Origin of the sequence: Butyrivibrio sp. M55 (genome assembly GCF_900116865.1) — a bacterium.
Taxonomy (GTDB): Bacteria; Bacillota; Clostridia; order Lachnospirales; family Lachnospiraceae; genus Butyrivibrio.
In genome coordinates this window covers 141,408-154,133 of sequence record NZ_FPCD01000001.1, presented here as the reverse complement: position 1 = coordinate 154,133, position 12,726 = coordinate 141,408, and the positions used below count along the sequence as shown (strand labels likewise).

Here is a 12,726-nt window from a genome sequence, read left to right as displayed (position 1 = left end):
AATAACCTCTTTCCGGCCGGCTTACGCACTGAAATCAACAGTGTTTCCGCTCATAGCCATCATCTGTGCCGATAATCTCTCGGCTTCGTCCATATCCGTTTCACTTGCAATATCATCTGCATCCATCAGATTGATTCTGCGAAGTCCTTTTCTGCCCTTTGAAGCCTGTTCGTTATTTCCTTCGCTTCCGCCCTGCTGCTGAAGATTCTCTTCAAATGCATGGCTGGAAACGGTAACTTCTATGGAATTAACTTTAATGCCCTGTGCTTCAAATTTCTGCTGAAGCTGGATCATCTGGCTTTCAACCGCTTCTTTTACAATCTCGTTCTGTGCCGTGAATCTTGCAATAATACCGTCCTTACCGCTTGTAAGAAGGATATTTACATTACCGAGACTTGCCGGGTGAAGCTGAAGTTCCAACTTGGTCACATCTTCGCTTGCAGAAACTGTTATCTTTTCCGTGATCTGTCTCACGATGTTCTCCATCTGAGCCCTGTCGGTATATGCAAGCATCTCTTCAGCTGCCGTCGAACCGTTTATCGCATCCGTAACTCCGTTAAGGAATTGATTAAATACGGTTGTTCCCTGTGATCCGTGATCGTAGTTTCCTGACTGATTGTTGTTTTTTGTTGTGTTGTTGGAATTTTCAACGGGTTTGAATTCATCCTTGAATACATCAGCTCTGTCTACAGAAACCTCTTTTTGAACATCCTTGTGGATTTCCTTATCCATAGGTTCCCTTACTGCTTTTTCAGGTCTAAGATCGTTAATTTCGATCAAAGGCTCTGCTTCTGCCTTAGGCTGTGCATCTTTTTCCGTCACTTGAGAAAATTCCTCATGCATGTTGCTGACAACGGTTTCAAAATCTTCCTCAGTTAAGCCAAACTCATTCATAAGTTCGCTTCTCATACCATCCGCATCCTCCATGAGGTCCTGCAATGATGTATAGAGGTCTGAGTCTGTGATAAGATTTACCGCCTGTTCCTGTCCTCCTACAGTAGAAATAAGCTGTATAAGATTTTCAGGTTTAAACAGGTCCGCCGCCGTGATTCCAAGTGCTTGCATAGCATTCACGATATCTTCCTCAGATACGTCAAGCTCTTCTGCAATCCTGGTGATCAGCTTTTTGCCTTCTTCTGCAATGGCATCCTGCAGCTCTTCGCCGGCTTCCTTGCCATTTGTTTCTTCCGCAACCACTTTGTTGTCTGTATCAACGAGCTTATTTTCTGTGCCCGTGTTGTCGCTTGTTACATCCGTTGTAGCGACATTTGCAGTTTCCTTCTGCACCGATACATTTAAGTCTGTCTTTTCCTTCGACACAGTCACATCTTTTGCTGTATTTACAGAATTAAGCTGAGTAACCGCATCGTTTGCCTGATTCAAAATAGTGCCAAAGCTCATTGAAGCATTTGCGCTATATCCTTCAGACATTGTTACGACTGAAACATTTGAGGCTGCAGTGCCGGTCGCCATAATGTTCATGGCTGCACTAATTGGGTTTGCCGCACTGCTCATAGCTTCCTCCTTATGTATTTAATTTCCGAAATACATGATCCCATAAAGAGACCATGGCATCTCATACATTATATCGGCTTAATATCTTAAACCTTTATACATAATTCAAAAGATTTTTTTGGAAATCATCCCGTAACTTTGGTTGACTTGTTCTTGAGCGCATTGGGTTCCAACAGCTGAGTGAGTTTTGCGGCATTTTCTTCCTTCATCTGGGCAAGAATATCTCCGCGGTTTTCTACGCTCATCTGAGCCAGAATCTTTGAAACAAGTTCGATCTGATTTTCATTAACCATCTCATCAAAGATCTTGGCAGCCTGCTTAGCCTTCATTCCCGAATATGTCGTAGCAAAAGCCTTAATGGCAGCTTCTTCGCCTTCATCACGCTTGATCTTCTCATAGATTTTCTCAGCGGTATCAGGATCAATCTGTTCAAAATACTTGGCATACTCTTCAGGATCCGGCGCATTGTCGTTATAGACAATACTGTTGTAAAAAGCCGCTCTCTCTTCATAGAACTCTTTTTGCTGCTGTTCGAAGGGCTCAAGTCTTTTAACTTCCGCTTCAAGCCTGTCTATCGTGGACGCATAGCTGCTGTTCTGGTTCATTTCATCCTGTAGAGCCTTCTCAAGCCTCTTTATATATGCATTGGCTTCATCGATAGTCTGAATACCGCCGGCTTCACTTCCTTCTGTACTGAAGTCAATCGGCTCATCAATCTTTGCATCCGCATCATTTCTTGCTTCCTTGGGCAAAATAGCATTAATTACAGGAATATCCTTAATGAGCGGAGCCATGATATCGGATCCAAAATTTCCTACGTTGAACTTTATAAGAAGTGCCATTATAGCAAGCCAAATAAGAACAATGAAAAAAGTGATAACGATGGTGGCAAATCCGCCCGCATCGTCTCCGCTAAGTTCCGCCGATCTCTCGGCAAACTCATGCAGCTTTTCCTTATCAGCTTTTCTCTGTTCTTTAAGTTTTTTCCTATATTCTAATTTGTCAGCTTTTAGCTTTGCCTTCGCCGCCTTCTGATCCTCAAAAGGGGACATCGGCATTTCCAGATCAGCCATATTTACTTCTTCTCCTGTTGTCTCTGTCCGTATGTGAAACTACTTCTCTGGTCGTTCTCTTTGGCTTCTTCCTGCTTTTCTTCCTCGAGATACTCCGCATAAGCCCTGTCACGAAGGGTCTCCTGCATTTTTCTCTCCTGAATGGCTCTTGTAAGCTTTACTCTGACTTTTTCGACCTCAGCTTCATATTCCTTAATTACCCTCGACTGGGAAGCTATCATAACATCCATCTGAGCAGTGGCATACTGGTTATCCAATATGTCCTGAAGTCTCAGGCTCGCTTCGTTTCTAAGCTCCTCAGCTTCGATAAGGTAATTCTCTTTTCTTTTTACATACTCATCCAGAATATCGTACTGCTTGTTAAGCTCCGCCTGGGCTGCGGCAAATTCCATCTTCACCTGCCCTTCGGTCTTTTCCTTGATATTCAGGATGCTCTGCATCTTATAGACAAATCTTGCCATAATAAAACCGCCGATTTATCAAAATCTGAACATATTGATAAGTTGATTCCTGATCTCTTCAAACGAGAATTTCTCATCAGTCTCCTGTAAAAGAAATTCATTTACCATCTCAATCTTGGATATCGCATAGTCTATGTTCTTGTTTGCACCCATTCTGTACGCGCCGATATTTATAAGATCCTCGGCGTCATTATAGGTGGCAAGGACATTTTTAAGCTTTCCCGCAGCCTTCTTGTGCTCCGGATCAGCGATTGCAGACATACATCTTGAAATACTCGCAAGAACATCTATCGCCGGATAATGATTTTTCTGGGCAAGTTTTCTGTTGAGCACTATATGCCCGTCCAGAATACCTCTCGCGGTATCCGTTATAGGTTCGTTCATGTCATCACCGTCTACAAGAACGGTATAAAGACCCGTTATCGAGCCTTTCTTTGACTTTCCGGCTCTCTCAAGAAGCTTTGGCATCTCAGCATATACACTGGGCGGATACCCCCTTGAAACAGGCGGTTCGCCGCTCGCAAGTCCTATTTCTCTCTGAGCCATTGAAAAACGGGTAAGAGAATCCATCATGAGAAGGACATCCTTACCTTTATCCCTAAAATATTCAGCTATCGAAGTAGCCGTCTTGGCTGCCTTAAGTCTCTCAAGAGCGGGTCTGTCGGAAGTAGCACAGACAACAATCGAGCGCTTCATACCTTCTTCACCCATATCTCTTTCGATGAACTCTCTAACCTCCCTGCCACGCTCTCCGATAAGCGCGATAACATTTATATCCGCCTGGGTATTTCTCGCAAACATACCAAGGAGTGTACTCTTACCAACACCTGAACCCGCAAAAATTCCGATTCTCTGTCCTTTTCCGACTGTCAGAAGGCCGTCAACCGCCTTAACGCCAAGCGAAAGAACATCCGAAATCGGGTCTCTTGTCATGGGATCCGGCGGTTCATTCTCAACCGAATATGCAACTCCGCCTTCAAGTGCAGTTCCATGTCCGTAAGAAATACCGTCAATCCTTCCAAGCCCGTCAAGCGTCTTTCCGAGAAGCCCTTCGCCCACATTTACCCTGAGCGGTGAGTCCGTATTCTCAACGATACTTCCGTTTCCTATGCCGCTTACATTCTCATAAGGCATAAGCTGAACGTGATTGTCCTTAAATCCCACAACTTCAGCCATCGCAGGCTTAGCATCAATGTTAATCGTAGATTCGCTATCTTTTTTCTTTGGGTAAATAAGGCAGATATCGCCGAGTTTCGCATCGGGTCCCGCCGATTCGATAGTAAGACCGATAACATTGACAACCTTGCCCCTCATGCGATAATAAGGAGCATTTTGCATTTTCTTGTATTTAGATATATCAATTGAAGATGTGAGCATAATTTATAACCTACTCTTTATCTTTTCTTTCTGTCAAAAGAAAGAAGTCTGAGTTTCCTTGTGAGCTCAGAAAGCTCAACTCCGAGACTACAATCAAAAACACCGCTATCCGATTCTATCATGCATTCATTTTTCTTAAGAAGCGGATCTTCGATAATCTCCATCGTCGTACTCGGAGAAGAAATACATGCGTCAATAGAATCTTTTTCATCCATGACATCGTCGTAATCATCGGGAGAAATATGCACGATAAGGTCGTTACCGGGCTCGATTCTGGAAAGCGTATTCTTAAGAAGATGAAGGATTATTCCCTTATCTTCCCTCATGTCTACACCAAATACATGCTCATAAATTTGAGTCAGCACATCAACCATCTCGGGTTCAAGCTCATCGACAATCTGCTGATACTCTTTATCAAGTTCTTCCTGCTTCTGAAGAGTTTCCTGTTTTATCTGCTCAACAGCAGCAAGGCCTTCCTGATATCCGGCGTCATACCCTTCCTGTCTTCCCTGATCCATAGCCTGATTTCTGATGTTCTCAGCCTGTTGCTGTGCATCATTTATGATCATCTCGGCCTGTTCCTGAGCCTGCTGGAGTTTAAGGTCTATCTCAGCCTGCATGGCTTCCATATCAAACTGAGGGTCCGGAAAGGATCCCAGCATATTCTGGTCCTGAGTAAGCTGATCAATCTGTTCAAGTCCTATCCCCGGAACAAAATCTTCAACGCTCTCGCCCTCTTCGTAGCCTTCCTCCTGCATCATTCTGGTTCTCTGACGCTTAAGTTCTCTTTCCTGATATGCCTCGATCTTTCTGTTTGAAAGATCGTTATTATCTATTATTCTTGCATCGCTCTGATCAAAACTCACAAAGCCGGCTTTAAAAAGATTAGACAATTAGCTCATCACCTCCGCCTCTGGAGATTACAATTTCACCGGAATCCTCAAGCTTTCTGATGACGTTAACAATCTTCTGCTGAGCCTCTTCAACATCCTTCATACGAACAGGTCCCATGAAATCCATATCCTCGCGGATCATAGCTGCAAGACGCTTTGAAAGGTTGTTGAAAATAGCATTCTGAACCTGCTCTGTAGCACCTTTACATGCAAGAGCAAGATCGCTGTTCTCAACTTCACGCAACACTCTCTGAATCGATCTGTCGTCCAAAAGAAGAACGTCCTCGAACACGAACATCTTCTTTCTGATCTCGTCCGCAAGTTCGGGCTCTTCGATCTCGAGAGTCTCCATGATATGCTTTTCTGTAGCTCTGTCTACCGTATTCAGGATATCTACAACAGCGTCTACGCCGCCGATGATCGTGTAATCCTGGTTTACAAGAGAAGAAAGCTTTGATTCAAGCACTTTTTCCACTTCCTTTATGGTATCCGGACTTGTTCTGTCCATGGCTGCAATACGTTTTGCAACATCAGCCTGTCTGTCAGGCGGAAGAGCCGACAAAACCATCGCACTCTGAGCCGGTGACATATATGACAAGATAAGTGCGATTGTCTGCGGATGCTCGTCCTGAATGAATGTAAGTATCTGAGAAGGTTCTGTCTTTCTGATAAACTCAAAGGGCTTAACCTGAAGTGAAGCCGTAAGTTTGCTGATAACATCAAGAGCCTTATCTTCACCGAGAGCTTTTTCAAGAAGCTCCTTAGCATAATTGATACCACCTTCTGCAATATACTGCTGAGCAAGACAGACTCCGTAGAATTCTTCAAGAATCGCTTCCTTGATCTGCGAAGTAACGCTTCTTGTATTGGCGATCTCGAGGGTAAGTTCCTCGATTTCTTCCTCTTTCAGATGCTTAAATATGGCGGATGATTTCTCCGGTCCCAGTGCAATAAGGAGAATCGCCGCTTTTTGTGTGCCGGTAAAATCCGAAGTTAAAGGATTTGACCCTATATCCATATTATTTCACCCCATCATGTATAGTCTTCGTTTAACCAGTTTCGAAGAAGCGTTGCGGCCGCTTCGGGATTCTCGTCAACGAATTTCTCGATAAGTCTCTTTGTCTCAGATCCCGTATCCATCTCAATATCTTCGAGAAGTTCCTCGGGCTGTGACTCAAGAAGTGATTCAACAGACAAAGGCTCGGGTTCTTCCACTTCCTCCGTCTTCTTGGTCGTCCACATACTCCTTATGATAATAAATGCAAGAAGTCCCAAGATCACAAGGATAAGAACTATCTGAAGGATGTCCGAAAGCGTTATCGAAGATCCTGTCTTATCAAAAAACATGTACTCCGTAGATGCCACTATAGCAACATTCTCAGCAGGAATTCCCGTAGCCTTGGAAACAACATTCACGATGTTTTCGGGAACTTCCTCTGTTGAAGGAGTTTTGTTCTGTGCCTTAAATTCAGCCCATGTAAGATTTTCATGATCTGCGCTGTTATAATCTTCCTCATTCATAACAACGTAGTTGATCGCTGTAACGGATATCGAAGAAGATGCGTATTTTACAGCACCGGGCTGATTTGTCGTTGTCGTTATCTTCTCATTCGGAAGATAATCTCTCGACTCCTCGTTGATATTTGAACTTGAATTATTATTGTCCTGAGTTACGTATGTAGTCTCATCATCGGCATTTGTGTCCGTTCCCGGTATGCCACTGATGCCGTTTACGTTTTCTGCAGTATAGATATCCTCATGACTGAGCACGCCCTGAGTCTGATCTTCAGCCGGTGTATAGTCATGCTGAACAACCTCTTCATGAGAAAAATCCATATCAAGATTACTTGCAACCTCGACTGCGTCATACAACTTGGTTCCAAGTATAACTTTTTTGACTTCGTTTTTTACAATCTGTTCAGCCTTGGACTTAAGCGAAAGCTGAGTGCTTGCAAGTCCTGTAACGGTAGAATCTTCATCTCCCGAAAAAAGAAGATTACTTTGGTTGTCTACGATTACAATATTCTTCGTATCCGAATTGCCGAGAGCCTTCGCTACCGCTTTTGCAAGAAATGCAGCGTTATCCTCGGTAAACTCCGCTCCCTCTGCAATCTCAAGCATAATGGTTGCGGAAGATTCTTCCTTGTTTCCGATAAGGGTTCCGTCATTGTCCGGTATATGCAACTGAACATGCGCAGCGTCAATTGTTGTAAAATTCTGGATGAAGTCAGACTCCAGCTGTTTCTCCAGATAAACCACATACTTTTTTTGCTTGTCTGATTCTGTCGTGGAAAAACTTCCGTTAGTTACGTTGTCGATACTGTATGCGTATGATTGTATATCATTAGCACCTAAAAGAAGATTGGCATTAGCCTGATCTTTTTTGAGAACCTTAAAGTCAAGACCGTCATCAGACATCTTGTAGTTGATGGCGTTTGAGTCCAAAAGGTCCTTGATCTCCGATGCCTCTTTTGTAGAATTGGCACTCGCCAAAAGAACATATTGAGGCTGATTCAAAGCAGATAACAAGATGATAAGTGTGAGAAGAACTACTGTCCCCGCTCCAACAACCAGCGTTTTCTGTTTCGCTGTAAACTTGTTCCACCAATCGAGAATTTTCTGCCACAGCTCTTTAAACCTGTCAGCCATTTATTCTCCCTCCCAAAAAAACTAAAAAACTATAAAAAATGAGCGATCAGATCTGCATTTGTGTCAGCTCTCTGTATGCAGCCAGGGCCTTGTCGCGCACAGCGATCGTATACTGAAGCGCTGTCTGAGCCTTCTGAAGCGCGATGGTAAGGTCATGCGTATTGTCAGTCTTGCCAAGAGCCCATCTTATCTCTTCGTTCTCGGCATCTGAAAGATATGCATTTGTTGTATTTATGTTCTGCACAGCCTGATCAAAGATCGAAGAAAAAGAGTTTGCCGAGTCATCATTGTTCCCCAAAACGTTATAGACTCTGCTGTTTGTCTTCTCTGCATTCTTGATTGCCTGTGAAGTTACATTCCTAAGTTGTGATATATCAAGTGAAGCCATTAAATACTACCTCCAAAATTAACGGTTCAGTTTATACCATACCGTATCAGCCGTTTCCTATCTCAAGACCTCTGGTAGCAAGATTCTTGCTTGCATTGAAAGCTGTAGCATTTGCTTCGTAAGATCTGCTTGCATCAATAAGGTTTGTCATCTCTGTAACCGTATTGACATTGGGATAAGTCACATATCCATTTTCATCGGCATCGGGATGTGAAGGATCGTAGACAATATTCATCTGTGTCCATGTGTCATCCTGAACCTTAGTAACCTTGACACCTCTTCCCGAATAGTGGTCAAGTCTTTCGTTCAATATCCTTGAAAAAGGAGTCTGTGAACCTTTCTCTGCAAATGTAACTACCTTTCTGACATAAGGAGTTCCATCCTGTGTTCTTGTTGTATTTGCGTTGGCAATGTTTTCAGAGATAATGTCCATTCTGAATCTCTGAGCCGTCATTCCTGATGAGTTGATGTTGAAAGAATCGAAAATACTCATACCGGTTACCTCCTATGAAATAAATAAAAAATAATGTATGAATGATTACGAAGACTTAGTAACAGCAAGAAGATTCTTGAACTCAGAATTAAGTCCTGCCATAAGTCCCTGATATTTAATCTGATTAGCTGCAAGTGTGACATTCTCAGTATCTATGTCAACATTATTTCTGTCGGTCCTGTAAGAGAAATTCGAGTAGTCGTTGACAACTCTTGCTTTTAAATGCTTATCCTTTAAATCCGAAACTTTCTGGTCCATGGTCCTGTATCTTGAATGTCCGAGCGCTCTCTCAAGCTCATCCTCAAAATTCAGGTCCTGTCTCTTGTACCCCGGAGTGTCTACATTCGCTATATTGTTCGCGATAATCTCATTTCTTGTCCAAGACGCGTCAGAAGCCTTATCCAAGACATTGATATAATCAAAAACGCTGCTATTGATCATCTTCTTCCTCCTTAAATCATAAAGATGGGTACACTTTATGTATCATACTTATATTTATAATAGAATTTTTTTAGCTAAAATACAAGTAAAATATACTTTATATTGTGCCTAATTTCAAAATTAACTACTAAATGAAGTACGAAAACTTATTTTAAACACAACTTAATTAAACATAAAAATTAATATTAATATTAAACAAACGTTTTTCTATGTTATTTTTTATCCAAATAAAAGAAGGAATCTACCTTTCGATAAATCCCTTCATCCAAATACTATCCGTATTTTATGCTGTTCTTTATATATATCGGACAATTACATCTCTTGTTTTAGTTTCTTGATCTCGCTGAAGACAACATCGTTAATTACTTTGATATATGTTCCTTTCATTCCCGAAGATCTGGACTCAATAACGCCGGCACTCTCAAATTTTCTGAGGGCATTGACGATAACGCTTCTTGTGATTCCAACTCTGTCCGCGATCTTACTTGCTACAAGCACACCTTCCATTCCGTCAAGTTCATCAAAGATATGGATGATTGCCTGCATCTCGGAGAATGACAATGTTCCGATCGCTGATTTTACAACCGCAAGCTTTCTGCTCTCTTCCGCATTCTCTTCATTTACTGCGCGGAGCATTTCAAGTCCGACAACCGTCGTTCCGTACTCGCACAGAATAATATCATCGATATCATAAGGTTTATCCGTCTTATAGATAAAAAGAGTACCGAGCCTTTCTCCGGCAATCTCTATGGGAGTAATAATCGCCTGAAATTTACTGCTGTCAATTCCTTCGAAACCTAAAGTCTCAAGATTGACATTCTCCTTTGTTGAAAGAATGGTAAGAAGTCTCTCATTGAGCATCGGGTCAATAAAAGAGCCTACGCTGTCAACGAGCAATCCACTTAACGATTCAACGCTGGCACTCTCTCCGATTCCAAGAACCTTCCCTTTCTTACTGATGACAAACATGTTTGACGAGAGAATATCACATAAAACCCTGCAGATATCATTAAATACCACTTTACCTAAGTTACTGTTATGAAGCAGTTTTCCGATTTTCCGGGTTTTATCCAGTAGTTGAACACTACTCATAAGAATCTCCTTCTATTATCAAAAAGAAATGTTTTCACGGTGTCTTAACGTAATCTTAGCATAAAAATATAGGCGCTTCAAACAATAAAGCGCCTACAATTATGAAAAAAATCTAAATTTTTCTAAATATTCAATCAACTCAGTTTTTCTTCTCGAGTTCGTCCTTGTTGCACACAAATCCGCAGTCTGTATTTGTGCATGCCAACTTACTGCTCTTAGCAACCATAAGGCTTCCGCACTTAGGACATTTAGTTGCAACAGGTCTTGCCCAGGACATAAAGTCGCACTCAGGATTGTCGATACATCCGTAGAAGATACGTCCCTTTCTTGTGCGCTTCATTACGATATCTTTGCCGCACTTAGGACACTGAACACCTATCTTCTCATAGTAAGGCTTGGTATTCTTGCACTCGGGGAATCCGGGGCAAGCAAGGAACTTACCGTGAGGACCGTACTTGATGACAAGATTTCTTCCGCAAACTTCGCAGATCTCATCTGTCACTTCATCCTGAACCTGAATCTTTTCCATTTCCTTCTCTGCATCGGCAACAGCCTTATCAAGATCGGGATAGAAGTTTCTGATAACAGTCTTCCACTTAACTTCTCCGTCGGCAATTCCATCAAGGAGTGACTCCATGTTGGAAGTAAAGTTAACATCAACAATCTGAGGAAAAGCATCATTCATCATCTTATTTACAGCCTGTCCAAGCTCTGTGATGTAAAGACTCTTATTTTCCTTTGTAATATAGTGTCTTGCAATGATCGTAGAGATTGTAGGCGCGTAAGTACTGGGTCTTCCGATACCGAGAGCCTCAAGATCATGAACAAGAGAAGCCTCTGTGTAGTGAGGAGCCGGCTGTGTAAAGTGCTGGTCTTCATCGAATGACTCAAATGTAAGCTCAGAATCTACATTAAGGTTGGAAGAAATAACATTCTTCTCAACCTGATCATCCTCATCGGTATACACGTTAAGGAAACCGTCAAATACAGTCTTGGACGCAGCCATTGTAAACCTGTGTTCTCCGGCATCTATCTTAACCGATGTTGTCTCATATTTAGCGGCAGCCATTCTGCTAGCCATGAATCTTCTCCATATGAGCTGATAGAGTCTGAACTGATCCTTTGAAAGGTATTCTTTTACGGTAACAGGATGTCTGTCAATATAAGAAGGTCTGATTGCTTCGTGAGCATCCTGAATCTTAGCTTCCTGCTTCTTAGCACCTGCTCCCGAAGCAAGATACTCGTCTCCGAAATTCTCGGAGATATAGTTATTTGCAGCTGCAACAGCTTCATCAGATACACGTGTGGAATCTGTTCTGAGGTATGTGATAAGACCTACAGTACCCTCTTTGCCAAGGTCGATTCCTTCGTAAAGCTGCTGCGCAACACGCATTGTCTTCTGTGTAGAGAAGTTGAGCGATTTGGAAGCTTCCTGCTGAAGTGTTGATGTTGTAAAAGGAAGCGGAGCCTTCTTGGTTCTCTCGCCCTTCTTTATATCAGTAACCTTGAACTTCTTGCCCTTAAGTGAAGCGCAAATAGCATCAAGGTCTGCCTTACTCTCAATTTCTTTTTTCTCTTCGGTTGTTCCGTAGTAATGAGCTACGATAGGCTTCTTTTCGCCTTTAATCTTGAGATTGACATCAAGTGTCCAATATTCCTTGGGGATAAAAGAATCAATTTCTTCTTCCCTGTCGGCAATGATCCTGAGCGCAACAGACTGCACTCTTCCGGCACTTAAGCCTCTTTTTATCTTAGACCAGAGAAGAGGTGAAATGCTGTAACCAACCATTCGGTCAAGCACTCTTCTTGCCTGCTGTGCATCAACGAGATTCATATCAATGTCTCTTGGATGCTTCATTGCTTCCTTGACGGCATTCTTGGTGATCTCATTGAATGTCACTCTCTGTATCTTAACATCTGATTCATTTAATTTAAGAGCCGAGATAAGGTGCCATGAAATTGCTTCACCCTCTCGGTCCGGGTCAGTTGCGAGATATACGCACTTGGCCTTCTTGACCTGCTTTCTGAGAGTAGCGAGAACATCGCCCTTTCCCCTGATGGTTATATATTTAGGCTCGAAGTCATTATTAATATCTACCCCCATCTGACTTCTCGGAAGATCTCTGACATGACCGTTACTTGCCGCAACTTCATATCCTGAGCCCAAAAACTTCTTTATAGCTTTAACCTTTGTGGGTGACTCAACAATAAGAAGCGAATTTTTCTTATCCGCTGTACGCTTGCTACTTGCCATTGTTTAAATTATGCCCCTTCATATATATTAATTGTTAATTATGTTAGTTCCGCTTAAAACTCACGTTCTTATTAATATACATTTTTAAAG

Annotated in this window: 12 protein-coding genes; all 12 read right to left on the bottom strand. The window is 42.3% G+C overall.

Annotated features, from left to right (window positions below; all coding sequences use genetic code 11):
• Positions 1 to 21: 21 nt before the first annotated feature.
• The 12 genes from BM398_RS00695 to topA all read right to left on the bottom strand — a co-directional run bounded on the left by BM398_RS00695 (position 22) and on the right by topA (position 12,636).
• Positions 22 to 1,515: a flagellar hook-length control protein FliK gene (locus tag BM398_RS00695; protein WP_092336004.1), complete on the bottom strand. Its 1,494-nt coding sequence runs from the start codon at positions 1,513 to 1,515 to the stop codon at positions 22 to 24.
• A 125-nt stretch (positions 1,516 to 1,640) separates the two neighbouring features.
• The gene (locus BM398_RS00690) at positions 1,641 to 2,588 is read right to left on the bottom strand and encodes a magnesium transporter MgtE N-terminal domain-containing protein (RefSeq protein ID WP_092336003.1); all 948 of its coding nucleotides are present in this window, start codon (positions 2,586 to 2,588) and stop codon (positions 1,641 to 1,643) included.
• 2 nt (positions 2,589 to 2,590) lie between these two features.
• Complete coding sequence (locus tag BM398_RS00685; RefSeq protein WP_026654738.1) at positions 2,591 to 3,049, bottom strand: flagellar export protein FliJ; 459 nt, start codon at positions 3,047 to 3,049, stop codon at positions 2,591 to 2,593.
• 18 nt (positions 3,050 to 3,067) lie between these two features.
• Positions 3,068 to 4,387 (bottom strand): flagellar protein export ATPase FliI, encoded by a 1,320-nt coding sequence (gene fliI / locus BM398_RS00680; RefSeq protein ID WP_442857300.1) that lies wholly within the window; start codon positions 4,385 to 4,387, stop codon positions 3,068 to 3,070.
• 56 nt (positions 4,388 to 4,443) lie between these two features.
• Positions 4,444 to 5,319 carry a FliH/SctL family protein gene (locus BM398_RS00675; protein ID WP_092336001.1) on the bottom strand — a complete coding sequence of 292 codons (876 nt, stop codon included), beginning with the start codon at positions 5,317 to 5,319 and terminating at the stop codon, positions 4,444 to 4,446.
• Positions 5,312 to 6,337 (bottom strand): flagellar motor switch protein FliG, encoded by a 1,026-nt coding sequence (gene fliG / locus BM398_RS00670; protein ID WP_175531784.1) that lies wholly within the window; start codon positions 6,335 to 6,337, stop codon positions 5,312 to 5,314. The genes BM398_RS00675 and fliG overlap by 8 nt, the downstream gene beginning before the upstream one ends.
• 14 nt (positions 6,338 to 6,351) lie before the next feature.
• Positions 6,352 to 7,968 (bottom strand): flagellar M-ring protein FliF C-terminal domain-containing protein, encoded by a 1,617-nt coding sequence (locus tag BM398_RS00665; protein ID WP_092336000.1) that lies wholly within the window; start codon positions 7,966 to 7,968, stop codon positions 6,352 to 6,354.
• A gap of 46 nt (positions 7,969 to 8,014) precedes the next feature.
• Positions 8,015 to 8,356, bottom strand: coding sequence for a flagellar hook-basal body complex protein FliE (gene fliE / locus BM398_RS00660; RefSeq protein WP_026654732.1), 342 nt, complete (start codon positions 8,354 to 8,356; stop codon positions 8,015 to 8,017).
• A gap of 46 nt (positions 8,357 to 8,402) precedes the next feature.
• Positions 8,403 to 8,849, bottom strand: a complete 447-nt coding sequence (gene flgC / locus BM398_RS00655) for a flagellar basal body rod protein FlgC (protein ID WP_026654731.1) — start codon at positions 8,847 to 8,849, stop codon at positions 8,403 to 8,405.
• Between the two features lie 45 nt (positions 8,850 to 8,894).
• Positions 8,895 to 9,290, bottom strand: a complete 396-nt coding sequence (flgB, locus tag BM398_RS00650) for a flagellar basal body rod protein FlgB (protein WP_026666844.1) — start codon at positions 9,288 to 9,290, stop codon at positions 8,895 to 8,897.
• A 312-nt stretch (positions 9,291 to 9,602) separates the two neighbouring features.
• Complete coding sequence (gene codY / locus BM398_RS00645; protein WP_026654729.1) at positions 9,603 to 10,382, bottom strand: GTP-sensing pleiotropic transcriptional regulator CodY; 780 nt, start codon at positions 10,380 to 10,382, stop codon at positions 9,603 to 9,605.
• Positions 10,383 to 10,521: 139 nt separating this feature from the next.
• A complete protein-coding gene (gene topA / locus BM398_RS00640) occupies positions 10,522 to 12,636 on the bottom strand; it encodes a type I DNA topoisomerase (protein WP_092335999.1) in 2,115 nt (704 codons plus the stop codon).
• Positions 12,637 to 12,726: the final 90 nt, after the last annotated feature.

What these genes read in the sequence shown, in the direction of transcription:
- BM398_RS00695 (WP_092336004.1), bottom strand. Translation starts at nt 1,515, where the DNA reads ATGAGCAGTGCGGCAAACCCAATTAGTGCAGCCATGAACATTATGGCG.
- BM398_RS00690 (WP_092336003.1), bottom strand. Translation starts at nt 2,588, where the DNA reads ATGGCTGATCTGGAAATGCCGATGTCCCCTTTTGAGGATCAGAAGGCG.
- BM398_RS00685 (WP_026654738.1), bottom strand. Translation starts at nt 3,049, where the DNA reads ATGGCAAGATTTGTCTATAAGATGCAGAGCATCCTGAATATCAAGGAA.
- fliI (WP_442857300.1), bottom strand. Translation starts at nt 4,387, where the DNA reads ATGCAAAATGCTCCTTATTATCGCATGAGGGGCAAGGTTGTCAATGTT.
- fliG (WP_175531784.1), bottom strand. Translation starts at nt 6,337, where the DNA reads ATGGATATAGGGTCAAATCCTTTAACTTCGGATTTTACCGGCACACAA.
- BM398_RS00665 (WP_092336000.1), bottom strand. Translation starts at nt 7,968, where the DNA reads ATGGCTGACAGGTTTAAAGAGCTGTGGCAGAAAATTCTCGATTGGTGG.
- fliE (WP_026654732.1), bottom strand. Translation starts at nt 8,356, where the DNA reads ATGGCTTCACTTGATATATCACAACTTAGGAATGTAACTTCACAGGCA.
- flgC (WP_026654731.1), bottom strand. Translation starts at nt 8,849, where the DNA reads ATGAGTATTTTCGATTCTTTCAACATCAACTCATCAGGAATGACGGCT.
- flgB (WP_026666844.1), bottom strand. Translation starts at nt 9,290, where the DNA reads ATGATCAATAGCAGCGTTTTTGATTATATCAATGTCTTGGATAAGGCT.
- codY (WP_026654729.1), bottom strand. Translation starts at nt 10,382, where the DNA reads ATGAGTAGTGTTCAACTACTGGATAAAACCCGGAAAATCGGAAAACTG.
- topA (WP_092335999.1), bottom strand. Translation starts at nt 12,636, where the DNA reads ATGGCAAGTAGCAAGCGTACAGCGGATAAGAAAAATTCGCTTCTTATT.